Origin of the sequence: Pseudidiomarina marina, assembly GCF_044807045.1 — a bacterium.
GTDB lineage: Bacteria > Pseudomonadota > Gammaproteobacteria > Enterobacterales > Alteromonadaceae > Pseudidiomarina > Pseudidiomarina marina.
Map to the genome: position 1 here is coordinate 53,729 of NZ_CP085233.1, position 26,119 is coordinate 79,847.

At 47.7% G+C, this 26,119-nt stretch carries 29 protein-coding genes, 1 other RNA gene and 1 pseudogene; 13 read left to right on the forward strand and 18 right to left on the reverse strand.

From position 1 onward, the window contains the following. Nucleotides 1–301 precede the first annotated feature (301 nt). Nucleotides 302–2,113: pseudogene (locus tag LG272_RS00235) on the forward strand (putative bifunctional diguanylate cyclase/phosphodiesterase); the annotation flags it as partial. A 95-nt stretch (nucleotides 2,114–2,208) separates the two neighbouring features. Here LG272_RS00235 and rnpB read toward each other — a convergent pair. Both rnpB and rsmI read right to left on the reverse strand, forming a co-directional pair. Continuing rightward, an RNA gene (gene rnpB, locus LG272_RS00240) (RNase P RNA component class A) lies at nucleotides 2,209–2,566 on the reverse strand. 11 nt (nucleotides 2,567–2,577) lie between these two features. Next, a complete protein-coding gene (rsmI, locus tag LG272_RS00245) occupies nucleotides 2,578–3,429 on the reverse strand; it encodes a 16S rRNA (cytidine(1402)-2'-O)-methyltransferase (RefSeq protein ID WP_126759539.1) in 852 nt (283 codons plus the stop codon). A gap of 94 nt (nucleotides 3,430–3,523) precedes the next feature. Here rsmI and LG272_RS00250 point away from each other — a divergent pair, with 94 nt between their 5' ends. From LG272_RS00250 to dolP, 4 genes are read left to right on the forward strand one after another with little or no spacing between them, the layout of a single operon-like run. Then, nucleotides 3,524–5,386, forward strand: coding sequence for a penicillin-binding protein activator (locus tag LG272_RS00250; protein WP_404408862.1), 1,863 nt, complete (start codon nucleotides 3,524–3,526; stop codon nucleotides 5,384–5,386). A gap of 17 nt (nucleotides 5,387–5,403) precedes the next feature. Then, nucleotides 5,404–5,754 (forward strand): YraN family protein, encoded by a 351-nt coding sequence (locus LG272_RS00255; RefSeq protein WP_404408864.1) that lies wholly within the window; start codon nucleotides 5,404–5,406, stop codon nucleotides 5,752–5,754. Between the two features lie 9 nt (nucleotides 5,755–5,763). Beyond that, nucleotides 5,764–6,333, forward strand: a complete 570-nt coding sequence (locus LG272_RS00260) for an SIS domain-containing protein (RefSeq protein ID WP_126759542.1) — start codon at nucleotides 5,764–5,766, stop codon at nucleotides 6,331–6,333. Continuing rightward, nucleotides 6,333–6,908 (forward strand): division/outer membrane stress-associated lipid-binding lipoprotein, encoded by a 576-nt coding sequence (gene dolP, locus LG272_RS00265; protein WP_126759543.1) that lies wholly within the window; start codon nucleotides 6,333–6,335, stop codon nucleotides 6,906–6,908. Before LG272_RS00260 ends, dolP begins: the two co-directional genes overlap by 1 nt. A 12-nt stretch (nucleotides 6,909–6,920) precedes the next feature. Here the strand turns inward: dolP and LG272_RS00270 are convergent, their stop codons facing one another. The 9 genes from LG272_RS00270 to zapE all read right to left on the reverse strand — a co-directional run bounded on the left by LG272_RS00270 (nucleotide 6,921) and on the right by zapE (nucleotide 14,651). Next, complete coding sequence (locus LG272_RS00270; RefSeq protein ID WP_404408867.1) at nucleotides 6,921–7,379, reverse strand: ClpXP protease specificity-enhancing factor; 459 nt, start codon at nucleotides 7,377–7,379, stop codon at nucleotides 6,921–6,923. An 11-nt stretch (nucleotides 7,380–7,390) separates the two neighbouring features. Then, nucleotides 7,391–8,020, reverse strand: a complete 630-nt coding sequence (sspA, locus tag LG272_RS00275) for a stringent starvation protein SspA (RefSeq protein ID WP_126759545.1) — start codon at nucleotides 8,018–8,020, stop codon at nucleotides 7,391–7,393. A gap of 17 nt (nucleotides 8,021–8,037) precedes the next feature. Then, nucleotides 8,038–8,784, reverse strand: coding sequence for a cytochrome c1 (locus LG272_RS00280; RefSeq protein WP_126759915.1), 747 nt, complete (start codon nucleotides 8,782–8,784; stop codon nucleotides 8,038–8,040). After that, a complete protein-coding gene (locus LG272_RS00285) occupies nucleotides 8,784–10,046 on the reverse strand; it encodes a cytochrome bc complex cytochrome b subunit (RefSeq protein WP_126759546.1) in 1,263 nt (420 codons plus the stop codon). Before LG272_RS00285 ends, LG272_RS00280 begins: the two co-directional genes overlap by 1 nt. Next, entirely contained in the window at nucleotides 10,046–10,636 is a 591-nt protein-coding gene (petA, locus tag LG272_RS00290; RefSeq protein ID WP_126759547.1) for a ubiquinol-cytochrome c reductase iron-sulfur subunit, read from the reverse strand. Before petA ends, LG272_RS00285 begins: the two co-directional genes overlap by 1 nt. A 206-nt stretch (nucleotides 10,637–10,842) precedes the next feature. Next, complete coding sequence (gene rpsI / locus LG272_RS00295) at nucleotides 10,843–11,235, reverse strand: 30S ribosomal protein S9 (RefSeq protein WP_092856585.1); 393 nt, start codon at nucleotides 11,233–11,235, stop codon at nucleotides 10,843–10,845. A gap of 17 nt (nucleotides 11,236–11,252) precedes the next feature. Further along, nucleotides 11,253–11,681 (reverse strand): 50S ribosomal protein L13, encoded by a 429-nt coding sequence (gene rplM / locus LG272_RS00300; protein ID WP_092856588.1) that lies wholly within the window; start codon nucleotides 11,679–11,681, stop codon nucleotides 11,253–11,255. Nucleotides 11,682–11,994: 313 nt separating this feature from the next. Further along, on the reverse strand, nucleotides 11,995–13,548 hold the full coding sequence (locus LG272_RS00305) for a Na/Pi cotransporter family protein (protein ID WP_404408871.1): 1,554 nt from the start codon (nucleotides 13,546–13,548) through the stop codon (nucleotides 11,995–11,997). Further along, the gene (gene zapE, locus LG272_RS00310) at nucleotides 13,545–14,651 is read right to left on the reverse strand and encodes a cell division protein ZapE (RefSeq protein ID WP_126759916.1); all 1,107 of its coding nucleotides are present in this window, start codon (nucleotides 14,649–14,651) and stop codon (nucleotides 13,545–13,547) included. Before zapE ends, LG272_RS00305 begins: the two co-directional genes overlap by 4 nt. 91 nt (nucleotides 14,652–14,742) lie before the next feature. On the opposite strand from zapE, the gene LG272_RS00315 reads away from it, so the two are divergent. The 3 genes from LG272_RS00315 to LG272_RS00325 all read left to right on the forward strand — a co-directional run bounded on the left by LG272_RS00315 (nucleotide 14,743) and on the right by LG272_RS00325 (nucleotide 17,965). After that, nucleotides 14,743–15,159 (forward strand): YhcB family protein, encoded by a 417-nt coding sequence (locus LG272_RS00315; RefSeq protein WP_126759549.1) that lies wholly within the window; start codon nucleotides 14,743–14,745, stop codon nucleotides 15,157–15,159. Nucleotides 15,160–15,441: 282 nt separating this feature from the next. Further along, complete coding sequence (locus LG272_RS00320) at nucleotides 15,442–16,788, forward strand: DegQ family serine endoprotease (RefSeq protein ID WP_126759550.1); 1,347 nt, start codon at nucleotides 15,442–15,444, stop codon at nucleotides 16,786–16,788. A 124-nt stretch (nucleotides 16,789–16,912) separates the two neighbouring features. Continuing rightward, nucleotides 16,913–17,965: a trypsin-like peptidase domain-containing protein gene (locus tag LG272_RS00325; protein ID WP_126759551.1), complete on the forward strand. Its 1,053-nt coding sequence runs from the start codon at nucleotides 16,913–16,915 to the stop codon at nucleotides 17,963–17,965. An 18-nt stretch (nucleotides 17,966–17,983) separates the two neighbouring features. Here LG272_RS00325 and murA read toward each other — a convergent pair whose 3' ends face one another. Genes murA through LG272_RS00360 form a run of 7 tightly spaced genes read right to left on the reverse strand, consistent with a single transcriptional unit; the run spans nucleotide 17,984 to nucleotide 22,624 of the window. Continuing rightward, nucleotides 17,984–19,240 (reverse strand): UDP-N-acetylglucosamine 1-carboxyvinyltransferase, encoded by a 1,257-nt coding sequence (murA, locus tag LG272_RS00330; RefSeq protein WP_404408875.1) that lies wholly within the window; start codon nucleotides 19,238–19,240, stop codon nucleotides 17,984–17,986. Between the two features lie 15 nt (nucleotides 19,241–19,255). Beyond that, a complete protein-coding gene (locus LG272_RS00335) occupies nucleotides 19,256–19,522 on the reverse strand; it encodes a BolA family protein (protein ID WP_338068857.1) in 267 nt (88 codons plus the stop codon). 9 nt (nucleotides 19,523–19,531) lie between these two features. Beyond that, complete coding sequence (locus tag LG272_RS00340) at nucleotides 19,532–19,846, reverse strand: lipid asymmetry maintenance protein MlaB (protein ID WP_404408877.1); 315 nt, start codon at nucleotides 19,844–19,846, stop codon at nucleotides 19,532–19,534. Beyond that, entirely contained in the window at nucleotides 19,846–20,511 is a 666-nt protein-coding gene (locus LG272_RS00345) for a phospholipid-binding protein MlaC (RefSeq protein ID WP_404408879.1), read from the reverse strand. The genes LG272_RS00340 and LG272_RS00345 overlap by 1 nt, the downstream gene beginning before the upstream one ends. Before the next feature lie 9 nt (nucleotides 20,512–20,520). Continuing rightward, nucleotides 20,521–20,988 (reverse strand): outer membrane lipid asymmetry maintenance protein MlaD, encoded by a 468-nt coding sequence (gene mlaD / locus LG272_RS00350; protein ID WP_126759555.1) that lies wholly within the window; start codon nucleotides 20,986–20,988, stop codon nucleotides 20,521–20,523. 6 nt (nucleotides 20,989–20,994) lie between these two features. Then, a complete protein-coding gene (gene mlaE, locus LG272_RS00355) occupies nucleotides 20,995–21,771 on the reverse strand; it encodes a lipid asymmetry maintenance ABC transporter permease subunit MlaE (RefSeq protein ID WP_126759918.1) in 777 nt (258 codons plus the stop codon). After that, complete coding sequence (locus LG272_RS00360) at nucleotides 21,761–22,624, reverse strand: ATP-binding cassette domain-containing protein (protein ID WP_126759556.1); 864 nt, start codon at nucleotides 22,622–22,624, stop codon at nucleotides 21,761–21,763. Before LG272_RS00360 ends, mlaE begins: the two co-directional genes overlap by 11 nt. 189 nt (nucleotides 22,625–22,813) lie before the next feature. On the opposite strand from LG272_RS00360, the gene LG272_RS00365 reads away from it, so the two are divergent. Genes LG272_RS00365 through lptB form a run of 5 tightly spaced genes read left to right on the forward strand, consistent with a single transcriptional unit; the run spans nucleotide 22,814 to nucleotide 26,116 of the window. Continuing rightward, nucleotides 22,814–23,794, forward strand: a complete 981-nt coding sequence (locus LG272_RS00365; RefSeq protein ID WP_404408882.1) for a KpsF/GutQ family sugar-phosphate isomerase — start codon at nucleotides 22,814–22,816, stop codon at nucleotides 23,792–23,794. 5 nt (nucleotides 23,795–23,799) lie between these two features. Then, the gene (gene kdsC, locus LG272_RS00370; RefSeq protein WP_404409965.1) at nucleotides 23,800–24,348 is read left to right on the forward strand and encodes a 3-deoxy-manno-octulosonate-8-phosphatase KdsC; all 549 of its coding nucleotides are present in this window, start codon (nucleotides 23,800–23,802) and stop codon (nucleotides 24,346–24,348) included. Then, complete coding sequence (lptC, locus tag LG272_RS00375) at nucleotides 24,345–24,920, forward strand: LPS export ABC transporter periplasmic protein LptC (protein WP_126759559.1); 576 nt, start codon at nucleotides 24,345–24,347, stop codon at nucleotides 24,918–24,920. The genes kdsC and lptC overlap by 4 nt, the downstream gene beginning before the upstream one ends. Next, nucleotides 24,877–25,410 (forward strand): lipopolysaccharide transport periplasmic protein LptA, encoded by a 534-nt coding sequence (gene lptA, locus LG272_RS00380; protein ID WP_126759560.1) that lies wholly within the window; start codon nucleotides 24,877–24,879, stop codon nucleotides 25,408–25,410. Before lptC ends, lptA begins: the two co-directional genes overlap by 44 nt. Beyond that, the gene (gene lptB / locus LG272_RS00385; RefSeq protein ID WP_126759561.1) at nucleotides 25,391–26,116 is read left to right on the forward strand and encodes an LPS export ABC transporter ATP-binding protein; all 726 of its coding nucleotides are present in this window, start codon (nucleotides 25,391–25,393) and stop codon (nucleotides 26,114–26,116) included. The genes lptA and lptB overlap by 20 nt, the downstream gene beginning before the upstream one ends. The last annotated feature ends 3 nt before the right edge of the window (nucleotides 26,117–26,119 follow it).

A 26,119-nucleotide genomic window follows, 5' to 3' on the forward strand; every position in this document is an offset into this window, starting at 1 on the left:
CGGTAAGCAGTCCGAACGCTGGCGCTTATTGCGCTACCTTGTTGTTGTGCTCTTTATTGCATCGGCTTTATTGTACGCGGTGTATCTTGTCGTCGATGGTGAACGTCAACAACAACTGGAAATAGAAAAACGCCGAGCCAGCGAGCACTTAAGTGCAATGCGAGGCCAAATTGAACAGCGCTTACAAGCCAATATGTTAGCACTGCGCGCGTTGCGTCCTGAAATTCTTTGGCAAGACACACCCGATCGCGTTCGCTTACAACACATCATTGATGAATTTCTCTCCTCTAATCTCGATATCATGCATGTTGCCCTCGCGCCCGATTTGGTCGTTAAATTCGTCTACCCAGTCGAAGGTAATCAGTCATTAATAGGTTTTAATTACCGACTGGATACCGAGCAGTATGCGGGCATCTTGCGCGCAATTGCGATAAAAGACGTGGTGTTGACCGGTCCGTTGCGTCTTAATCAAGGCCGTGATGCTCTGATTGCACGGATGCCGGTATTCCGTAATGACCGTACGTTGTGGGGTGTCGCTTCGCTGGTTATTGACCATGTGAATCTCTTAGAGGGTGTCCGATTTTATCAGCATCCGAATTATTCTTTTGCTATTCGTCATGTGCAAAATGATCTGAACCCGACCCCCACCGCATTTGCTGGTAATAACGATGTATTTAACCCTGATGCATTGGTCACTGAAATTGCTTTTCCTCGCGGTCGCTGGCAGTTAGCAGCTTATCCTCGCGACGGGCAGTGGGTCGCAAATAATGCCGATTTTTGGCTGCACTGGGCGATTGGTATCGGTCTTACGGCTGTTATTCTATCGGCCTTTTTAATGCTAATTTTTACTCAGCATCGATTACGCGGCGCTATTTCGACTATCGCGTATCAAGCCCGCTACGATGGTTTAACGGATTTACCGAACCGCAACTTCTTCTCGGAACAACTTGGCGCAGATATTCGTTCGGCCTTACGCTCGCAACAAAAATTCGCACTGCTGGTTCTCGATCTTGATCATCTTCGCGAAATTAACGACGTATTAGGCCATGAAGTGGGTGATGCTTTATTGCAACGCGTTGCCGAGCGCATTCGAACCAGTATTCGCGAAGATGATTTATTAGCGCGCATTGGTGGTGACGAGTTTGCGATAGTATTGCGAGATCTTAATGATCCGAGTGAAGCTGAAATTCGCGCTAAAGCGATTATGAGCGACTTACTTCATACGCTGGACATTGAACATAACCATATCAATATGACCGCCAGTACGGGCATCGCCATGTTCCCGCACGATGGCCAAGAAGTTCAACAGCTATTAAAGCACGCGGAACTAGCGATGTATGCCGCGAAAGCACAAGGCGCAATGAGTGTTCACTTCTTCGATGAACAGCTACGCCAAAGCACGGAGCGCGACATTAATCTGCACCATCAAATTATTAAAGGAATTGAAGCGGAACAGTTTGAGGTGCACTACCAGCCGGTTATTGAAACGGAAACAGGCTTACTGACACGTTGTGAGGCTTTAATTCGCTGGATACATCCAGAACGAGGCGCTATTTCGCCCGCAGAATTCATTCCAATTGCCGAGAAGACCGGCGCGATCATTGGTTTGGGCGACTTCGTACTGCGCCAGGTCGTTCGTGATTGGAAAAAGATGCATAGCGCCGGTCTTGATTTAGCGATTGCGCTGAATCGCTCGCCGCGTGAATTCAATGACCGTCAGGCGGCAACTCATTGGTTAAATGTAATTGCAGCAGCCGATGTACCGACCAATCGATTGATGTTCGAAATTACTGAGTCGATGCTTATGCGCAATAAAGAACGCCAGTTTGCTAACTTGCGTAAACTGCGAGACGCTGGTATTTCGTTAGCCATTGACGATTTTGGGACTGGGTACTCAAGCTTGAACTACCTGCGTTCGTACCCTATTGACGTGATAAAGATCGACCGCAGTTTCTTACATAACGTACCACATCAGGGGCAACAAAAAGCCTTGGTTGAAGTGCTTATTCGTATCGCACACACACTGAACATGAGTGTGGTTGCCGAGGGCGTTGAGCATGAGCAACAAGTCGAATTTTTGCAGCAGCAAAAATGTCATTACCAGCAAGGCTTTTTCTACGGCCGTGCCATGCCTCTAAAGGAATTCATTCGCTTTACGCAGCAATTTAATCGTGATGTGTTAGAGCGAACCAACTCAGAGAAAGAAGTGTCGGGAGCCAGCCGATAAGCCGGGTTCTGTCGTGGACAATCATTCGTCTAGCCACTAGATCACTCTAGCGTTCAAGCAGTCTACCCGGGTTCAACGCGGGCCGCGCCAATGAACCCCTATTTGACCTTGCTCCGGGTGGAGTTTACCGTGCCACGAACTGTTACCAGCCGCGCGGTGCGCTCTTACCGCACCCTTTCACCCTTACCTGATCCTACTTGCGTAGGCCATCGGCGGTTTGCTCTCTGTTGCACTAGTCGTCGGCTTACGCCGCCCAGACGTTATCTGGCACCCTGCCCTGTGGAGCCCGGACTTTCCTCCCCCTATGCATGCATAGGCAGCGATTGTCTGGCTGACTCCCGAAGCGCATTCTACTGGTTATCTTGCTCAAGCGCTAGCTGATACAAGGTGTTTTTGCGCGCGCCATGTATTTCAGCTGCGAGCGCCGCCGCTTTTTTCAATGGCAATTCGTTGCGAAGCAGGTTGAGCGTTCGCAGTGCTGCTGGATTTACATCATCGTGCTCCACTTCAGGTGCACCACCTAGAATGAGTACCATTTCACCGCGCTGTTGGTTGCTATCACTGAGCACTTGCTGTTGAACTTCGGCAACAGTGCCCGTTAAATAGGTTTCAAATTGTTTGGTCAGTTCACGTGCCAAGACCAACGGGCGTTCGCTACCAACTGTGGTCATCAAATCCGCTAAAGTATCCGTGATTCGGTGGGGCGATTCGTAAAAAACCAACGTTCGGGTATCGCTGACGAGCTGTTCAAGACGCTTGCGGCGTTGTTGTGGCTTGGCGGGCAAAAAACCCTCGAAACTAAAGCGGTCGGTTGGCAAGCCGGCTCCCGACAACGCCGTGACAAATGCACAGGCGCCTGGCAAGGCAATGACTTTGATGCCAGCTTGACGGCACTGTTGTACCAACACATAACCAGGGTCAGAAATTAACGGCGTGCCGGCGTCACTAATTAACGCGATCGATTCACCGCGTTGCAATCGCTCAATCACTTGTTCAGCGCGCTGCCGCTCATTGTGTTCATGCAAAGCGAACAAGGTTGCGCGAATACCAAGGTGCTGCATCAATTGTCCGCTATGGCGTGTATCTTCAGCAGCAATTGCATCACATGAGCGTAAGACAGTGATTGCGCGCTCGGTGATATCCGCCAAATTGCCAATTGGTGTTGGCACAATATATAAACAGCCAACGTTGTCGGTACTCATGTTAACCCCTTGTAAGAACCTCGCGGCGCGATTGTGAAGCCTTGCCGTACGGTTTATAGTATGACCCATTGCAAAAAACATGGGTGAATTCAAAATGTCTGTTGCTATTGTGCCAAAGAAGTTGCTGTTGTGCATGGTTATTGTCGCGCTGTTCACTGCGCTCAATGGCTGTTCATCAGGGCCACGCGAACCCGCTTCCCAATCCACAACCAGTCAAGACAGTTCTGAATTCACTGCGGTGCCGCTAGACGAGCAATTTCGTTCAGCACAAAGTTGGCTCGCTAATGCACGATTAATGGAAGGCAAAGAGCAAGTTGATGCGTTATTACAAGCAGCAGCAACGTTTCAACGAGATGGACAATGGCAACAAAGTGCTGTCGTGATCGCACAAATTCAACGTCACTTCGAAGCGGAGTCATTAAATAACGCCCAAAGACAGCTTATGGCACTGCTAGAGGCGCGTTTTGCAGGACACGACGGGCGCTGGAATTATGTCGAACAGCTTCTCAAGCCTTTGCTTCAGCCTCGCCTGTCGGTGGATTATCCCGAGCAAACCTTAGAACTTGCATTAAAATCAGCAAGCGCACAACAAGAATGGGAACTTGCAGCAAGCTACCAATTACAACTACTGAATATCGCACCAGATTCGACTCAACCGGAACAAGTTTGGGAAATTTTACGTAACGTACAAAACCCTGACCAAGTCACATTGCCGCCAAGCTTTGATCGTAGCCAACTGGTGGCGGGCTGGGCTAATTTAATGCGTACATTGCACCAAATTAGTGCAACGCCGTCTGAATTGGATGATGCACTTGCTCAGTGGCAAGCTAACTTCTCAGAACACCCCGCGCAATTTGTGGTTGATAACTTAATCGCGCTAACCGAACAGCCGCGCCATCGTGCCCTAGTTTTACTCCCTTTAACTGGACAGTACGCTGAGCAAGGCCTGGCGGTTCGTGACGGGCTCGTCAAAGCCTTAAGTAGATTACCGCAAGTACACGCAAAGTTTATCGATACCAACACACTCGATTTTGCCGCGCTACCCGAGCTACTTCAGCAACACCAAGCCAATGTTCTAATCGGCCCGTTACTCAAGCCGAACGTTGCTGCAATTGATGCTTCGCAATTACCAGAAAGTCTGCCGTGGTTAACTTTAAATGAACCGGGTGAGGTGCTGATTCCAACGTTACCACAACAGCACTTTTTTGCTTTGGATGCGGAAACTGAGATACGCCAAGCAGCTAAACATATGGCAAAACGCGGACATCGCCATCCAATTGTGCTTGCGCCGGAAACCGCGCGAGGTCAACTACATGCCGAAGTATTCAAAACAGCATGGGAAGCAGAGTTCAATGATCCAATCCCTATTTCGATGGGCAACTACCGTAATACTGAGGAAATGAAAACAGCGGTTCAAGATCAATTGGGTGTAACCACCAGTGAAGCCAGAATAAATCAGGTAAAAATCGCTGCTGGCAAGATTATTGTCGATTCTCAAGCGCGCAGTCGGGCGGATGTCGATTCGGTCTATTTAGTTGGCGGTATTGAACAAACACGCCTTTTAAAGCCGTTCATTGATGTTAATATTTCGCCATTTATGAAGGCGTTACCTGTGTATGCAAACTCTGGCAGCCATACGCTACGTAATGATTTAAGCGAAAATGATTTGGATGATGTACGCTTCACCGATGCACCGTGGCTATTGCCCGGTCACAACGAAGCTCAGCAGCTAAAAGATTTACTCGAATTAAGAAAGAATTGGGGTTATAACACAGCGCGGCTGGTCGCATTCGGCCATGATGCGTTGTTGCTCAGCCAACGCCTTCCTCTGCTACAGACAATGCCTGGCATTTCAGCACAAGGGCTAACTGGGGTACTCACGGTTCGCAATAATCAGGTAATTCGTGAATTAAATTGGGCGCGCTTCGACGGACACGAGGTTGTCGCCGGCCAATAACGCTAAAAGGACAAGGAATGTCTCGAAAAGATATGGGAAATGACGGCGAAGAGATCGCCCGCGCACTGCTTGAGCGCCATGGTTTAGAGCATGTCGAAAGCAACTATAGTTGCGACATGGGTGAAATTGATTTAATTATGCGTGAGGCGGATACCTGGGTTTTCATTGAAGTAAAAAGCCGTAGTAATGAGCATTTTGCTAGCGTGGTGGAACAGATTACCGCTGCCCAATGTCAAAGAATTCGACGCTGTGCGCAACTCTTTCTGATACAGCAAAATTTAAATGAACACGTGACGCGCATGCGATTCGATGTCGTGGCTATTGTGATGGACTACAAACAAGCGCAGTGGTTGCAAGATGCGTTTTAACGAGGTGTTATGCAGGACCCTATAAAGACTTTATTTACCGAATGTATTCAGACACAAATAGCTGCCGCCGATATGCTGCAAGAGCCAATTGAGATGGCCTGCAATTTGTTGGTCGATTCGTTATTGAATGGGCGTAAAGTATACTGTTGTGGTGAAGGGCTTGCACACGCAACCTCAAGGCATTTCGCCCATATAATGCTTACCGGGTTAAGCTTCGAGCGCCCACCATTTCCGGTAACCTCGCTGCACGCCGATTATGGTGCGCTTGAGTATGACCGGATGTTTGCACAGCAACTACAAGCTGTCGGCCAGCCAAGCGATGTCCTCATTGTATTTAATGCATCCGAGCGTGCACCTCGCGTAAGTCGAGCGATGGAGGCTGCGCTCAGCCGCGACATGCTGATCATCGCGCTAACCCAAAACAGTGACGTCGATATTGCCGGATTGTTAGGCCCTGATGATGTCGAGATACGTATTCCAACAAGTAATGCTGCTCGTGCCAGTGAGCATTTACTGCAAATATCTAACATGCTGTGCAGTGTTGTAGAGCATCGAATTTTCCCACAGGAGACAGATTAATGGCTGAACCTCGGAAGTTTTTGTCTGTTGCGGTATTCTGTACCGCGGTGGCGGTTAGTTTAAGTGGTTGTGCTGCAGCTCTCGTTGGCGCGACTGCAGTGGGTATATCTGCAGCAACGGATACGCGTAGCGTTGGTACTCAAATTGACGATCAAACCATTGAAGTTCGGGTTATTACGGCACTAAAACGCGAAGATCGCCTTGATAATTCTCGTGTCCAAGTGGTTTCATTTAATCGTTCGGTGTTGCTATTGGGCCAAGTAACGAATAGCTCCTTGCGCGATTTAGCAAGTCATATCGTACGTAATACTCAAGGCGTCGATAGAGTTCACAATGAACTTAAAGTGGCGCCCGTGATATCACTCGGTCAAATTAGTAAAGACACTTACATCACCAGTAAGATTAAAGCGAAATTTATTGCCGACGAAAATATCAAAGCCAGCGATATTAAAGTGGTTACGGAAAATGGTGAGGTCGCTTTAATGGGGTTTGTCGAACGCGACATCGCGCGTCAGGCAATCGACATAGCGCGCAACATCAACGGTGTCACACGCGTTATTGACGCTTTCGAATAAAAGAGATTTGAATTATTTCACAACCCGCAAATGAGAGCCGGAAGATTTTTTCTTCTGGCTTTCTTTTTTCTTGGTGTCGGTTTCTTTTTCTGCTTTTTCGCTTTTTACACTCTCCGCCGTAGGTTCACTAACAGGCGTTATCGCGCTCGGATTATCGTAATCTGGTTCAGGTTCAAACATCGTCCCTGCGCCATTTTCCCGCGCATACATGGCAAGAATGGCACCCATCGGCACGATGACTCGGTGCGGGCTGCCGGAAAAGCGAGCATTGAATTGAACCGTATTGTTGTCAGCAGTAAAGTTAGTTACTGCGGTAGGAGAAATGTTCAAAATGATTTGTCCATCTTGAACAAATTGCCATGGCACCTGACAGCCAGGGTAATCAGCGTCAACCGCAAGGTGTGGTGTGAGCTGATTATCCAGAATCCACTCATACATCGCCCGCACTAAGTACGGGCGACGTGGTGTCATCGCTTCGTCACTCACCGACCTAAGTCTCGCTCAATATCAGTCAGTGACTCTTGAAATGATTCGCGCTCAAACACACGAACCATATAGGCTTTCACTTCTTTCGCACCAGTACCTTCTAACTGGATACCGTACAATGGCAAACGCCACAACAACGGCGCCAGGTAGCAGTCTACCAAGCTGAACTCTTCACTCATGAAAAACGGTGAATCAGCGAACAGAGGTGCCAGCGCAAGAATACCTTCGCGTAATTCTTGACGCGCTGCATCTGCACCCTTTCCACCTGCCAAAATTTTATCCGCCAACGCATACCAATCGCGATCAATGCGATACATCATTAATCGACTCGTGCCACGCGCAACCGGATAAACCGGCATCAATGGCGGATGCGGGAAACGTTCATCAAGATATTCCATGATGATATGAGCGTTGTATAACACTAACTCACGATCCACCAACGTTGGCAACGCATCTGCATAGGGGTTGAGCTGCATTAAGTCTTCCGGAAGATTATCCGGTTCAACAAAAGTAATCTCAACGCCCACGCCTTTCTCAGCGAGTACGATACGTGTTTGATGGCTGCGTAAGTCATTTACGCCCGAATATAAGGTCATCACTGACCGCTTGTTTGCCGCAACCGACATGTTGTTCTCCATAAAGCTTATTTCACGTCCTTAAAGAATTCGCGTTTCAGCAGTACTGCGAAAATTAAAAAGACCAGTAGGAAACCGAACACGTACCAACCCATACGCTGCTGTTCCAACATCATAGGTTCACCGGTGTAAACCAAGAAGTTAGTCAAGTCGAGCGCTGCTTGATCGTATTCAGCATCAGTCAACATACCGCTGCCGTCGGTTTTAATGCCCACGTAAACATCTTGCATTTCACCGTCAATCATTTTCTCTTCGGTGGTTTTACGTGGAATACCTTGCAACTCTTCGAGCACATGCGGCATACCCACGTTCGGGAATACCGTGTTATTCACGCCAAATGGACGCGACTCGTCCACATAGAATGAACGCAAATAGGTGTAAATCCAATCTGCGCCGCGCACACGAGCTACCAAGGTTAAATCAGGTGCCGCTGTACCAAACCAGTTACCCGCGTCTTCAGTGGCCATGGCATTGGTCATCAAGTCACCGACTTTCTCGCCAGTAAACTGAAGATTCTCAATACCTAACTCTTCAGGGATCTCTAAATCACGGAAGGTACGGTTATAGCGCTGATACTGCATTGAGTGACAGCCCAAGCAGTAGTTCATGAACAACTGTGCACCACGTTGCAGTGACGCTTTGTCATGCAAATCGATGTCAGCTTTGTCCAGTGGTACTGTTGGGCCAGCTGCTAATGTTGCAACTGACCACAGTGATGCTGCTACCAGCAGAGTGCTTTTGATTAACTGTTTCATCACTTAGTAATCCTCTCTGGAACTGGCTTCGTGTTTTCATTCTTGCTGTAGAAGAACAACAAGACGAAGAACGCAAAGTACAAGAAGGTGAAGATACGAGCGAACATGGTGTAAACCTCTGTCGCTGGCTTCAGACCCAGATAACCGAGTGCAATAAAGCTAATTGCAAACACAGTCAGGTTTACTTTGTGCAACGTGCTACGGTAGCGAACTGAGCGCACTTTACCACGATCCAACCAAGGCAGCACGAATAGCGCAACGATAGCACCGAACATCAAAATAACACCGAGTAGCTTGTCAGGTACCGCGCGCAAAATTGCGTAGAACGGCGTGAAGTACCAAACTGGTGCGATATGTTCTGGCGTTTTCAGCGGGTTCGCCGCTTCAAAGTTAGGTGGCTCAAGGAACAGGCCGCCCATTGCCGGAGCAAAGAAAATGACATAACAGAAGAAGAACAAGAAGATAGCGACACCCACCAAATCTTTCACGATGTAATACGGGAAGAATGGGAATGCATCAACAATGTCGTACTTCTTAGTAAAACGCTCATGGAAGGTAAACTTCGGCTTCTCTGAGTCTGGCACCGAGCCCTTCGGTTTCTTAATTGAGATACCTTCAGGGTTGTTCGAGCCAACTTCGTGTAGCGCAATGATGTGTAAGAACACCAAGATAACCAACACTAATGGCAATGCAATCACGTGCAGTGCAAAGAAGCGGTTCAGCGTCGCACCTGAGATTACGTAGTCGCCACGAATCCATAGTGTTAAATCGTCACCAATAATTGGAATCGCACCGAATAACGAGATGATTACCTGTGCACCCCAGTACGACATCTGACCCCATGGCAACAAATAGCCCATGAAGGCTTCGGCCATTAAGACAAGGAAGATGAGCATACCGAACACCCACAGCAATTCGCGCGGCTTCTGGTAAGAGCCGTACATCATGCCACGGAACATGTGCAAGTAAACCACCACGAAGAACGCCGACGCGCCGGTTGAGTGCATATAGCGAAGTAACCAGCCGTACTCGATATCACGCATGATAAATTCAACTGAAGCGAAAGCGCCTTCAGCTGAAGGGACGTAGTTCATGGTTAACCAGATACCGGTCAAAATTTGGTTGACCAAAACCAACGTTGCTAGCACACCAAAGATGTACCAGAAGTTAAAGTTTTTTGGAGCTGGATATTGAGCTAAGTGGATATTCCACGTTTTGGTCATCGGAATACGTTCGTCAAACCATGCAATGAGTTTATTCATTAGGCTTGCTCCCCATCTTCACCCACCAAAATGGTGTTATCGTTGATGTAGTAATGAGGCGGAACCACCAAGTTATACGGTGCAGGAACGCCTTGGAATACTCGACCAGCGATATCGAAGGTAGAACCGTGACACGGACAGAAGAAGCCTGCCTGAGCCCCCTCAACGTATTCACCCATGCCTTGATCGAGGAACTGTGGCGAACAGCCTAAGTGCGTACAAATACCGACGGCAACAAAGAACTCTTCTTTGCGCGAGCGGTGCAAGTTTTTCGCATACTCAGGTTGTTGTGGTTCGTCAGAATTTGGGTCACGGAGTTGGTCGTTCACGGCTTCAAGCGATGCCAACATTTCAGGGGTACGGCGTACCACCCAAACCGGCTGACCACGCCATTCAACACGAATCAATTGACCCGGCTCGGCTTTTCCAATGTTCACTTCCACTGGGGCACCCGCGTTTTTAGCTTTTTCGCTCGGGTTCCAAGACGCAATGAAAGGAACGGCAACACCAACCGCGCCCGCTGCACCGACGACAGATGTCGCGACGGTCAGGAAACGACGGCGGCCTTTATCTACAGGCGCATTGCTCATCCACTTACTCTCCAGTTTGGACGCTTCGCGAGACATAGCCGCGAAGTCAGTAATTAGCTGCTGCGATAGGTCCACCTAAAGTGATTTTAGGTGAACGGCAAAAAAATGCCTTCAGATGATAAAGAAATGCCCTGATTTTTACAAGGATAAAGACAAAAAACCCGGCACAAAGGCCGGGTTTTTGACGTAGTCGAGATTCCGAAGAATTAACGCTTCGAGAACTGTGGACGCTTACGTGCTTTATGCAAGCCGACTTTCTTACGCTCAACTTGACGCGCGTCACGAGTTACATAACCCGCGCGACGTAAGTCACCACGTAAAGCTTCGTCATATTGCATCAGTGCACGGGTGATACCGTGACGCACTGCGCCTGCTTGACCACTTGCACCACCACCTTTAACAGTGATGTATAAGTCGAATTTTTCAACCATGTCGACCAACTCGAGTGGTTGACGAACAACCATACGAGCAGTTTCACGACCGAAGTATTCTTCTAACGTGCGGTTATTGATGCTGATGTTGCCGCTGCCTGGACGCAAGAAAACGCGTGCAGTTGAGCTTTTGCGACGACCAGTACCGTAGTATTGATTCTGTGCCATAGTCTTCATGCTCCGTCTTAAATTTCAAGTTGTTTTGGTTGCTGAGCAACATGATTGTGCTCTGCACCAGCGTACACTTTCAGTTTACGGAACATGGCACGACCTAGTGGACCACGAGGTAACATACCTTTCACCGCTTTCTGAATTACCATTTCAGGCTTCTTAGCAATCAACTTCTCGAAGTTGATTTCTTTGATACCACCTGGGTAACCCGTGTGTGAATAGTAGATTTTGTTTTGCGCTTTGCGGCCAGTTACAGCAACCTTTTCAGCGTTAACGATGATGATGTAATCACCAGTGTCAACGTGAGGCGTGTACTCAGGCTTGTGCTTTCCGCGCAAACGACGGGCAACTTCAGTTGCCAAACGACCTAAAGTTTTACCTTCAGCGTCAATAACATACCAGTCACGTTGTACTGTTTCTGGTTTTGCAACAAATGTACTCATTGAGAATTACTCTTTCTTTAAGGTTCACGACAGTAGTTCCGGGCTTCCCCGCGAACCACAACAACCGTTGTGGTTGAGCCACAAATTCGGTTAGTTGTACCTGTAACGTGGGCTGCGCGGATTATAGGGAAAAGCGCTTAAAAGATCAACGGCGATATTAGATATTAGATATTAGATATTAGATATTAGATATTAGATATTAGATATTAGATATTAGATATTAGATATTAGATATTAGATATTGGGACTGATGTATCGAGTATTTATTGTTTGTCTAATATCTAATATCCAGTAGCTAATATCGTATTTGTTTTTAGGTTTTCAGGGCGGTGATGATTTCGGCGCTGCGTTCCCACATACTCGCCAACTGCATTAACGCCGCCCCCTCCGTTGGTTCGAGCTCGTTGGCTGCAATTTGATTCAGCCATGTGTGACGCAATAAATTGCGTGTAGCACGAATGGAGCTGGCAAGCGACGCCCAGTTTGCTTCAGGGCGATCTTTCATATCGGCGCCGTTGAGCAATTCGAGTAGCTGTTCACGAAGTTGGTGGTTGAGGCTTGCGTCAATTTGTTCCGGAGTAGCCGCGCGTAGTTTTTCAACAATATCGCGTAAGTCGCGTAACCGTGCATGACTCGTGTGAAGTTTCGCGAGCAATAAGGCTTCGTCGCCATGTAATTGTTTCTCGCTTAACTTGGTTAGGTACGTTTTTATATGCGCTAATAATTCACCAGTGGCGATATCTTCTTCGGTTTCGGTGAGCGCAGCCTCGTCCTTTAACAGGGTACGCAACCGCAAAATATACTGGCGTAGTACGCGATTGAGCTCTTGTTGCACAGCGTTGAGACCCATCGCGGGAACTTCTAAAACGGTTTTATCTAAGAAACGCGGTTCGCCTGAACGCAGTGGCGGTAGCCGATACCAACTTTCTACTCGGCGGAAAATTCGCTCATCGAGCAACCACATCAGGGCCACACCGAGTACATTAAATAATGTATGGAACACCGCGAGACCGGTACTAATATTCGTAACCTGTTCGCCCCCTGATAATAATTCTGCCGTCCACCACATAGGAACTAACAAAATTAACGCCGCAATTCCGGTGACGGTATTCATTAATACATGTACGGCGGCAAGGCGTTTTGCGTGCGCTGTGGCGCCAATGCTGGCTAGCAACGCTGTGACGGTGGTGCCAATATTTGCGCCAATAACCACGGCGGCGCCAGCTAACGGCGAAAACACACCGCTGACGGATGCGGTAAGCACAATCGCCAAAGCGGCGGAAGAAGACTGCACCAGAGCTGTTAATAGCGCCCCTGCTAGTACCGCCAGGAGAATACCGAACGGACCACTAATTGATAATTGGCCAACTGGCAAAATCGTGACAAGCTGCTCGAAGGCTTCTCGCAGTGTATCTAATCCGACAAATAGCACGCCGAAACCAGCAACGGCTAGACCAATGCTACCTAATGGGTCGGAACGACGCACCAGCTGAAGGAGCATACCTAAGCCAATTAATGGCCAAGCAACAATGCCGATATTCAGCTTCAAACCAATCAGTGCGACTATCCATGCCGTCATCGTTGTACCGACGTTGCTTCCGAACACCACCCAAGCCGCTTGCTTTAACTTCAACATGCCGGCATTGGTAAAACCGAGTAAAGTTACGACAACAGCACTGGATGACTGCACTAATGCGGTCACCGTAAAACCTGACAAAGCAGCTCGCAGCCTCGTTTGCGTGGAGCGTTCTAGATAACTCTGTAAATGACTTCCAGCTGCAGCTTTTAAGCCGTCGGTCAGCAATTGCATGCCGAGCAACAAGAGGCCGAGGCCCCCGAGCGCTAAAGTCCAGTCAGTTAACATCATGGTTTATGGGCGAGTCCTAAGTATTCGTGACTTTGCATTTCTAATAATCGACTAACACAGCGTTTAAACTCAAAATTTAATTTACCTTGCGTGTAAAGTTCATCCAGTGGCGCTGCTCCTGACATAATTAGCTTCACGCGGCGTTCATAGAATTCGTCCACCAACGCGATAAAGCGCCGAGCCGCATCGTCATTGTGCGCGCCCATTTGCGGCACATCGCTAATCAAAACTGCGTGATAACATTGCGCTAATTCAATATAGTCGTTCTGCGAACGTGGGCCACCACAAATAGCATCAAATGAGAATAAAACGACGTCGTCACACTCCATGCGTACCGGAATATTGCGATTATTCACCACAATGTATCCTCGCTCATCGCGATTGCAATGATCAGGCGCTAACTCCGTAAAGTATCGCTGGAGGTTTTCATCAGCGGCTGCATCCGCTGGGGCGTGATAAATTTCTGCGCGAGTTAACGTTCGTAGACGGTAATCAATACCGCTGTCGACATTGATAACTTCACAATGTTGCTTAATTAATTCGATGGCGGGAATGAAACGCTGTCGCTGCAGGCCATTTCGATAAAGATCATCAGGCACAATATTCGATGTAGCGACCAACACAACGTTGCGTTTGAATAGCTCTTGCATCAATGTGCCGAGAATCATTGCATCGGTAATGTCTTGCACGAAGAACTCGTCAAAACAGACCACCCGAGCTTCGCTAGCCAGTTTATCGGCAATAATAGGCAACGGGTCGCTACGCCCTTTCAATTCTTTCAATTCACTATGTACGCGGTGCATAAAGCGATGGAAATGAACACGCAACTTTTGATCAAACGGTAAAGTTTCAAAAAAAGTGTCAACCAAATAGGTCTTTCCGCGTCCTACGCCACCCCAAAAGTAAATGCCTTTCGGAGTTGGTCTTGCACCGCCTAGCGCTTGCTTTATTCGGGCAAACAATCCCGCCTCACTGTGCGCTTGATGAAATAAGACCAGTTCGTCATAAAGGCGCTGTAACGCCTCTACAGCACGTCGTTGCGCAGCATCCGGCTGAAAGTTTCCAGTCGCTAAATCCTGCTCATATTTTGATAATGGCGTCAGCTTGTTCGTTGTCACTACCACTTCGACCCTATTCTGGATTATGCTAGTAGGCAGTAGTTTATCATGCGAAATGCATTTTTAAGGAGTTTTTATGAGCTGGATTGTTGGAATTTTACTCGTGATAGCAGGCGCAATCGTTGGATTTTTTGTTGCGCGTTACTGGCTTGCCGAGCATACAGATGAAGCCGAGTTAAACCAGCAAGTCACCCAAACTAAACAACAGCTTGCAGATTATCGCCAAGAAGTTGCTGAGCACCTTGCTACTGCCCAAGCACTCGTGGGTCAGCTTGAAGAAACTCAAGATAAGCTTAAAGCGTATTTGCACCACAGTGCCGACCTATTACAACGTGAGCAAGAACAACCTAGCTTGCCATTTTTTGCCGAAGACACCATCCGCGAACTGCGTATGGCGAACAAAGTAAATGGCGAGAAACGTCGCTCGGATGATAAGGCGCCAAGTGATATGCCGCGTGACTACAGCGACACCAAGTCGGGCCTCTTCAAGTAAATCTGCAAGAGCGATATTAGCTATTGGATATTGGATATTAGAAAAGACAAATACCCGTTACATCCTAATATCTAATAGCTGACATTGATTATCGCTCTTGCTCTTCTAATATCCAATATCCAATAGCTAATATCGTTTTTGTTTTTCGTTTTACATCTTGAAACACATCCGCTGTGAACTTATTTAATAATGGTCAGTCTTTAACTGCATCTACCTGAAATTATTCCAAACCCTGCTCGCACCCTCATGCAGCAGAAAATGTGTGTATAGGAGTTAACTCTGATGAAAGTGAAGTTCATTGCGGTTCTGGCATTGGCAAGTGCATTAATTATTGCGCCTGTTTCAGCCGGCATTCCTTTCTTTGGCGATAAAGATGAGACGCCAACACTTGCCCCTATGCTTGAGGAAGTCACCCCTGCGGTGGTGAATATCTCAGTTAAAGGGAAACGTGAGGTTCGCCAACGTATTCCAGATATGTTTCGCTTTTTCTTTGGTCCAGGAGGCCCTCGCGAGCAAGTGCAGGAGCGACCGTTCCAGGGGCTAGGTTCTGGCGTTATTATTGATGCTGATGAAGGATATGTTGTCACTAACAACCATGTGATTGATGGCGCGTCGGAAATTTTAGTTACTTTAAAAGATGGCCGTCAGTTCGATGCGAAAGTTATCGGAACGGATGACCGTTCTGATGTTGCGTTACTTAAGATCAAGGATGGTGAAAATCTAACCGAGATCAAGATTGGTAACTCCGCTGATTTGCGCGTTGGTGATTTCGTCGTTGCCATTGGTAACCCATTTGGTCTAGGCCAAACTGTCACGTCAGGTATTGTTAGTGCGTTGGGTCGTAGTGGCTTAGGTATTGAAGAAATTGAGAACTTCATTCAAACCGATGCAGCCATTAACAGCGGTAACTCAGGCGGTGCACTGGTGACCTTGAAAGGTGAGTTGATTGGTATCAACACCGCAATTTTGGGGCCAAATGGCGGCAATATTGGTATCGGTTTCGCTATTCCAGCTGACATGATGAAAAACCTTGTTGCGCAGCTTGTTGAGTTTGGTGAGGTGCGTCGCGGTGTACTCGGTGTTCGCGGAAATGATTTGACTCATGAAATCGCTAAAGCTCTTGATTTAAAAGCAAACCAAGGTGCGTTTATTGCCGAAGTGATTCCTGAGGGAGCAGCCGATAAAGCTGGTTTAAAATCAGGTGACGTGATTGTTGCGGTGAACGGTGAGAAAATTCGCACCTTTGCTGACCTAGGCGCTCGAGTGAGCACCATTGGCGTGGGCAAAGAACTTGAAATTACCGTATTACGTGATGGAAAAGAGCGAAAATTTGATGTGGTGCTTACCGCTGACGAGCAAGAAGTAACTGCTGCGGCATTACATCCTGCGCTAGATGGCATCATCTTAGCACCGGACGAACGCGGTGGTCTTAAGGTTACCAATATCGAAGAAGGTTCATTAGCTGAGCGATACGGTATTCGCAAAGACGACGTAATTATTGGTGTTAACCGTAGCCCGATAAATAGTATGAGCGAGTTACGCGAAGCGCTAAGCAATGCAGGTAGCGTGGTCGCGTTAAACATTCGTCGCGGCAATTCCCAGTTGTATCTCGTGTTGCGCGGCGGTTAATTGATTGGCGTTGAGGCACCAATTAACTCGGTAAAACCAAAACGAAGGCAGTACAATTACTGCCTTCTTTTGTAAACAGTGTTATGCTTGGCTCTATTCTTAAATCAGTAGGTTACAAGTCACTATGCAGCTACGGCAATTTGCTTGGTACATTGTTCGCTCGGTCATTCTTGGCCTAGCTGTCGCCGCCATTGTGATTTATGCCTTGCCACAATTGCGTGAGCAATTTAGTAATAATTCACAGCAATCACAGCAACCTTTGAGTTTTTCTACAGCCGTGCAACGTGCCGCTCCAGCGGTCGTGAATATTTATAGCATCGGCTCGACACGCGATTCTTATTACTCACGCCGACCAAATAGCCTTGTTCGATTGGGTTCAGGCGTGATCATGGATAATCGCGGACATGTGTTAACGGCCTACCATGTGGTGGCTGACGTGAACGAAATTCAAGTTGCGCTACAAGATGGTCGTAACTACAGCGGTCAGGTGATTGGGTTTGACCGTATTACCGACCTAGCCGTAGTGCGTATTGAAGCAGATAATCTTCCAACTATTCCGCAAAATGAATCGCTGACCACGCAAGTTGGCGATGTGGTGCTTGCGATTGGTAACCCGCACAACTTAGGCCAAACCATCACGCAAGGTATTGTCAGTGCGACTGGCGGGCGTATGGGGGTTATTCACTCGCATGCCGACCTGATTCAGATGGATGCGGTCATCAATGAAGGCGCCTCCGGTGGCGCGTTGATTAATAGCCAAGGTTATTTGGTAGGCATCAATAATGCTCAGTTTCGTGATGCTCGCGGTCAAGGTATCGACGGTATTTATTTTGCCGTTCCCTACCCGCTCGCGCGTTCGGTCATGGATACACTCATTCGAGAAGGTGAAGTGGTGCGTGGTTACTTGGGAGTGCAAGTCGGCGAAACGCCACAGTCAAACCCATACACTCAACCCGGTATTTTTATTACTGGAGTTGATCCCAATAGCCCCGCAGAACGAGCCGGTTTACGTGCTGAAGATTATATTACTGAAATTAACGGTCAGCCGATGCTTACCGCGGCTGAGGGTCTTGCCTTGGTTGCGAAAACCAAACCAGGTACAACATTACAAGTTCAGTTTTTACGTGACAATAAAGAAGAAACAACAGAAGTTACAATTACAAAACTGCAGCAGTAACGAATTAAACGCGTGAGATTAACTCACGCGTTTGATATCTGCTCCAAGTGCAGATAATTTTTTCTCAATCGCTTCATAACCACGATCGATGTGATAAATCCGTTCGACCACTGTCTCGCCCTGAGCAACTAAACCGGCAATTACCAAGGATGCTGAAGCGCGTAAGTCAGTACACATCACATGTGCACCCGTTAGCTGTTTCACGCCTTTAGAAATCGCAGTGTTACCTTCTAACTCAATGTTTGCACCCATACGGCGCAGCTCTGGTACGTGCATGAAGCGATTTTCAAAAATCGTTTCGCGTACCCAACCGGCGCCATCGGCGATGGCATTGAGCGCGCAGAACTGCGCTTGCATATCGGTCGGAAACGCCGGATGCGGTGCCGTTATAATATTAACCGGTCGTGGCCGCTCCGCTGCCTGAATTCGAATCCAATCATCACCCTTCGTTATGGTGGCGCCAGCTTCGGTTAATTTTTTCATCACGGCATCTAACATGCTTGGATCGGTGTTGCGACACGTTACATCACCCCCGGTTGCCAGCGCTGCAACTAAAAATGTGCCGGTCTCGATGCGATCGGGTTGAACACGATAAGTACCGCCATGAAGTTTTTCTTTTCCATACACCGTAATTGTATCGGTACCAGCACCACGAACATCGGCACCCATACTGTTCAAGAAGTTGGCTAAGTCTTCCACTTCAGGTTCACGCGCGGCGTTCTCGATTATCGTCACACCGTCAGCAAGGGTTGCTGCAGCCATGAGATTTTCGGTGCCCGTTACACTGACCATATCCATCAGAATCGTTGCACCGCGCAAACGACCATCTACTTTGGCATTGATATAACCGTTTTCGACGGTAATATCGGCTCCCATTTGGCGCAGACCTTCAATATGTAGATTGACTGGACGAGCGCCAATTGCGCAACCACCTGGCAATGAGACTTGTGCTTGGCCAAATTTCGCCAGTAACGGGCCCAATACTAAAATCGAAGCCCGCATTGTTTTCACGAGGTCATAGCTGGCCACATGATGGTTGATACCTTGTGGCTTGATCAGATAACTGTTCGGCCCCAGTGACTCGCTGGTCACTCCGAGCTCACTTAGTAATTTCAAGCTGGTGCGCACATCTTGTAACGCCGGTACATTGTCCAATTGAACATCTTCAGATGGCAACAGAGCCGCCATCAGAATAGGAAGAGCTGCGTTTTTAGCACCAGAAATTACAACTTCGCCGTGGAGCGGGTTGCCGCCGCGTATTACTAATTTTTGCATTGTTCCTCCTACCGCTTAGCTGAGCATCGCGAGTTTTTTCTCGCGTTGCCATTCGGTAGGGGTGTAGGTGCGAATTGACACAGCATGTAACTCACCGCTAGCGATTAGTTCTTTCAACGGTGCATACACAACCTGCTGTTTTTTAACCCGAGATAGTTCGGCGAAAATATCGCCAACCACCGTAATATTGGCGTGGCTACCATCAAGTTTCACCAAAACCTCTGTTACATCGAGTTCATCCAGCAAATGCTGCTGTATTGATTCTGCTGTCATCATATTCATTTAATCGCTTTATTTATTAGTGTGTTCATCAAGTTGCAGTAACGCCTGAACGCCACTCACTTGCACCATTGCGTGCAATTGCTTGCTGGCATGAGTAATCACAAGCTCACGTTGTTCGGCCAACAGTGCTCGCTTCGCTTCTAGTAACATTGCCACACCTGCGGAATCCACTTTAGTCACGTCCCGCAAATTAAGAGTAAGTACTCGCTCACCACTAAGCCAGCTTTTGCGTTGTTTCCACAGTGCAGGAACTGTCATACGATCCAGCTCGCCGACGAGGACAATTTCATTTTGCTCGTTACGCTGCCATTCGCAACTTTTCATTAGTCAGCACCCACACCGTCATCATGCGGTTTTACCGATTCTTGGGCTTTTTCTCGCAATAGTGCGATTGTACCGTCGATGCCATTGCTACGAATGACCGCGCTAATTTCAGCTTGCTTACTATTTAATAAGCTAACACCTTCGACCACTAAGTCGTAAGCTTTCCAAACATCATCGTTGTTGTCATAACGCATTTTGAAATCCATGCGCACCGGCGGACGACCGTTCTCAATTAAGCGGGTGTTCACAACAACCATACGGCTCCCTTTCTCGAACCGACCTGAGTCACCGAACTCAATGGTATGCTTGGTTTCATCATACTGCGTAAACGCGCCAGCGTATGTTGTGATTAAGTAATCACGGAAAACGGTGTAAAATTCTTGGCGTTGCTCTTCAGTGGTTTCAGTTAAGTTACGTCCGAGCACACGCTTTGCCGCATATACGTAATCTACATACGGCATCATTTCTTCACGAATGACAACACGAATATGGTTAATGTCTTCGTCGATTAAGGCACGGTCTTGCTCGATACGTTCAATGGTTTTGTTCGCCAATTTTTCCAATAAAACGTATGGGTTTTCGTCACGAATTAACTCGGCGTGCGCCACGCTAGTTCCGGTGAACCCGACTACCGTAACCAATAGTGCTACCAACCACTTTTTCATACGTACTCCTTAATCGTTACCCTGACTAAATAGGAACTGCCCAATTAAGTCTTCCAACACAAGAGCTGATTTGGTGTCATAAATTTGATCACCGTCTTTCAACATCTCAACCGTGTCGTCAATAAAACCAGGGTTCAATCCGATATATTGCTCACCTAATAAACCTGAAGTGAGAATTGAGACCGACGTCGTGTCAGAAAATTCACTATATTGCTTGCTGATCGTCATTTCGACTAACGGCTCATAGTAGTCGCCACTGAGTGAAATTTTGCTCACGCGGCCAACTACAACACCACCAACTTTGACCGGTGAACGCTCTTTTAGTCCACCAATGTTGTCAAACTTTGCATAAAGTTTATATGTTTCGCCATTCGTCACAGCACTCGTATTAGCTGCTTGTAAGCCCAAAAATAACAATGCCAGTACGCCAATAATGACAAAGAAACCGACTGCAAGTTGTGTATTTCTTGATTCCATAGCTTTTTATCCAAACATCAATGCTGTTAATACGAAGTCGAGGCCGAGTACCGCTAAAGATGCGGTAACAACGGTCGATGTTGTGGCGCGGCTAATACCAACCGAAGTCGGTGTGCAGCTGTAACCTTTGTGTAAGGCTATCCACGTCACTACAAATGCAAAAACTAAACTTTTGATAATTCCATTGACGATATCTTGGCCCCATTCTACGTTCGATTGCATGACCGACCAAAAAGCACCATCATCGACGCCTAACCAACGCACACCAACAAGATAGCCGCCATAAATACCTACTGCAGAAAACACGATGGCGAGAATCGGCATGCTATAAAAACCGGCCCAAAAACGCGGTGAAATCACACGTCTTAGTGGATCGACTCCCATCATCTCAAGGCTCGATAGTTGCTCAGTGGCCTTCATCAAACCAATTTCTGCGGTTAATGCAGAACCCGCTCGACCCGCGAATAACAATGCCGTTACGACTGGGCCCAGTTCGCGAAGCAGTGACAATGCGACCATTGGGCCAAGCGATTGCTCAGCACCAAAATCCACCAAAATAGTGTAACCCTGTAAGCCAAGAACCATGCCGATGAACAATCCGCTGACCACGATTATCAACAGCGACAGTACCCCCACCGAGTACATTTGTTGCATCAATAACGGCCACGATTTACGCAAATTCGGCTTACCGATCAAAGCTCGCATCAGCATGAAAAATGCCGCACCAGCGCCAGCAATTGTATCCAGTGTTGTGCGCCCTAACGCAGCGACTCTATCGAGCATGGTTTCCCCCCAATAGTTCATCTTCCAGCGACGCTGCTGCATAATGGAATGGCACTGGGCCATCGGCTTCGCCATGCAAAAATTGATGAACGAGCGGATCGTCTGACGCTTCAAGTTGACTCGGCGTGCCGTGTCCAACCACCTTTTTATCCGCAATGATGTAGACGTAATCGGCGATGGTCATTACTTCAGCTACATCATGAGTTACTACAATGCTAGTAAGACCAAGCGACTGATTAAGCTCTTTAATAAGCTTCACAATAACGCCCATCGAGATTGGATCTTGTCCCGCAAATGGCTCGTCATACATAATCAATTCAGGATCAAGAGCGATTGCTCGAGCGAGTGCTGCGCGACGCGCCATCCCCCCTGACAATTCAGCGGGCATCAAATGTCGAGCTCCACGCAAACCCACGGCTTCTAATTTCAGCTTAACGATGGTTTCAATAATTTCTTCTGGTAAGTCGCTATGCTCGCGAATCGGAAACGCAATATTGTCGTAAACCGTCATATCGGTAAACAACGCACCACTTTGAAACAACATACTCATTCGTTTACGCAGTTCGTATAAGTCAGAACGCCCTAGCGCATGAATATTCTCATTCGCGAATGTAATTGTTCCTTGCTGCGGTCGCAATTGTGCGCCAATTAAGCGTAATAGGGTTGTTTTCCCGATACCACTTGGCCCCATCACCGCCGTGATTTTGCCTTTTGGAATCCGCATCGATAAACCGCGATAAACTTGGTGAGCGCCGAACCCATGCGCGAAGTCAATGTTGTCAATAACAACGAGTGCTTCATCCTCAGCGTGAGTTTGTGGCTGGTTGCTCGTCGAATTTTGAGCCGTCTGCATCGCCTTGATATCTCCCTTTTCGAGCCCGCTAGTGTACCAGATTTAGCGCTTTTGCTACAGGTGAAGGCGGTAAAAATTGTGACAAATCGTTAGTTTCTCTGCTTTTTACGTCTGCATTTCGCTTTTCGATCGGTTATTATTGCTATCAATAACACATCCCAGCAGATTTGGGTCGGAGCAAAACCAGATATGACAGATTCCAGTATACGCTCGTTTCGCGAGCTTGGTGAACGCGTTATCGATATCGAAACCGCCGCCGTTTCTGGCTTAAAACGGTTTCTTGATAACAATTTTGAGCACGCCTGTGAGCTGCTTTTAAATTGCCGTGGTCGGGTGATTGTTATCGGTATGGGTAAATCTGGACATATTGGCGGTAAGATTGCAGCGACACTGGCTTCAACCGGCACCCCTGCATTTTTTGTCCACCCTGGTGAAGCGAGCCACGGTGATCTCGGTATGATTACCGAGCATGACGTGGTATTAGGTATTTCTAATTCGGGTGAAACCGGAGAGCTACTAGCAATTGCCCCCCTCATTAAGCGTCGTGGCGTCAAGCTGGTTAGTATGACCGGAAACCCAAAATCAACATTGGCCGAGCTCGCCGATGTGCACGTATGTATCGCTGTAGAGCAAGAAGCATGTCCGTTAGGGCTCGCCCCTACTTCTTCAACCACAGCAACATTAGTGATGGGAGATGCGCTTGCGGTGGCATTATTGAATGCCCGAGGTTTCACTGCCGACGATTTTGCGATGTCTCATCCAGGTGGTAGCCTAGGTCGCCGTTTACTCCTACATATTCACGATGTGATGCATAGCGGCGAACGTATGCCAATGGTTGCCGAGCAAGCAACCATTTCTGAAGCTCTACTAGAAATGTCGCGTAAAGGTCTTGGAATGACTGGTATTGCGAATACCGAAGGAAAGTTAGCGGGCATCTTTACCGATGGCGATTTGCGTCGTATTCTCGACCAGCGCATCGATCTTCATAGCACACCGATTGCCCAAGTCATGACGCGCAACCCTGTTACCATTCAACCGGATGTGCTTGCGGCGCAAGGGTTGAAGTTGATGGAAGATCGTAAAATTAATGGCCTGTTTGTCGTCGATGACCAAGGCATACCGCAGGGCGCGTTGAACATGCACGACCTATTAAAAGCAGGAGTCATGTAATGGCAATGATCAGTACGTGGTATGGCGATATTAACGCAACATTATTTGAGCGCTTGAAGCAAATCAAGCTCGTGGTTTGCGATGTGGACGGTGTATTTTCTGACGGCTGCATTTATCTTGGAAACCAAGGCGAAGAACTGAAAGCTTTTAACACTCGCGATGGCTTCGGCGTGAAAGCACTGCTCAATGCTGGCATTCAGGTTGCTGTAATCACGGGCCGACGTTCAGCCATTGTTGAAAATCGTATGACCGCATTAGGCGTAAAGCATATTTACCAAGGCCAAGAAGATAAACTAAGCTGTTTTGAGCAACTACTTGTGACATTGGGTCTCGACGAAGCTCACGTTGCGAGCATTGGCGATGATGTTCCCGATGTCGATATGCTTAAACGCAGTGGCATTGGTGTGTCAGTACAAGACGGTCATCCCTATGTGCAGCAGTCAGCTGATTATGTGACGGCGCAAAGGGGCGGATATGGCGCGGTTCGAGAACTGAGTGATTTAATTTTGTTAGCGCAAGGGCGACTGCAGTTGCACGGGGGCGTCAGCCTGTGAATCGGAATATTCTGGTCGTTATCGGCATTATATTTCTCGCCGCTGCGGTACTTATTTGGCGCCCGTTTGATGATGGTGACGGTGCAGAAGAGCAACAAGGCTACCGAGAAATAAAACCAGATTTCACGGCTAAGGGTCTCATTGTTCGAGTCTACGGCGAGCAAGGTGAACTTGCGCACAAAATCGCGGCCGAACAAATGACTCACTATAGCCCCATTGGGCTAACAGAACTGATGGCGCCTACTTACATTGTTCAGTTGAATAATGGCGGCCCGATGTGGCAAGTTCAGGCTGAGCAAGGTTCATTCTATGCGGATAAAACTCTCGTTTTAGAACGCAACATTGAAATGTTGAGCCTCTCGACAGAAGAGTTTATTGAACGGATTGAAACCAGTTACCTAACCATTGATACGCGCGAAGAAACCGTTGTCACAGATCAACCAGTTTTAATTATTGGTCGTGATTTTACGGCAAAAGGCGAAGGTCTGCGTGCCGATATGCGCGCTCAAACATTGGAAATGACGAAACATGTTGAAACGATTTATACCGGTCGTAGCACTCGTAGCAATTAATCTAGCGTACGTCGGTGATAGTGCGGCTCAAGGTCGAGAAGATTTTGATAAACCAATTCAAATTAATGCCGATCGTGACTCATTTGATGTCGCAAACAAAGTTGCCGTGTTCGAAAATAACGTGGTGATTCGTCAAGGTAGCTTGTCGATTCGCGCCGACCATCTTGAAGTTACGCGTCGTGATGACCAATCCGATGTTTTTACTGCCAAAGGGAGCCCAGCTATCTATGAGCAGATGCTTGATGATGGCTCACCTATTTCAGCGGAAGCAGACATAATTAGTTACGATCAAAACAAGCAATTATTAACGTTGTCTGGCAATGTTAAAGTCTCGCAAGATAATAGTGTGATTCAAGGTAGCGAGATTATTTACAACTTTGCGACGCAACAACTCACAGCCAATCGCGGTGAAAACGAAAGCGATCGTGTCACCACTATTTTTATGCCAAAGAAAAAGGGCGACAACCAGAATGAGCCGATTAATCGCTGAACACCTAGCGAAATCATACAATAAGCGACAAGTAGTGAAAGATGTGAGTTTGACCGTCGAATCCGGTCAGATTATCGGCTTGCTTGGCCCCAACGGTGCTGGCAAAACCACCACGTTTTATATGATTGTTGGCTTGGTCAATAATGATAAAGGCCGCATCCTGATTGATGATGACGACATTTCATTACTACCAATGCACGAACGAGCGCGACGCGGAATCGGCTACCTCCCGCAGGAGTCGTCAATTTTCAGGAAACTCACGGTTCGCGACAATATTATGGCAATATTGGAAACGCGAAAGGACCTTGATGCCAATGGTCGTGAAGAACGCTTAGATGGCCTGCTGGAAGAATTTCATATTGGGCACATTGCGAATAGTCTTGGCATGAGCTTGTCGGGTGGTGAACGTCGCCGCGTAGAGATTGCTCGCGCGCTAGCGGCCGATCCTGCATTTATTCTGCTTGATGAACCGTTCGCGGGCGTCGACCCAATTTCAGTATTAGACATTAAAAAAATTATTGAACATTTGAAGAATCGCGGCATTGGCGTTTTGATCACCGATCATAACGTTCGCGAAACCTTATCTGTTTGTGAAAATGCCTACATTGTTAGTCATGGTGAGTTGATTGCGACTGGTGACGCCCATACCATCTTAAATAATCAACAGGTTAAAGACGTGTATTTGGGTGAGCAATTCACCCTTTAGGTG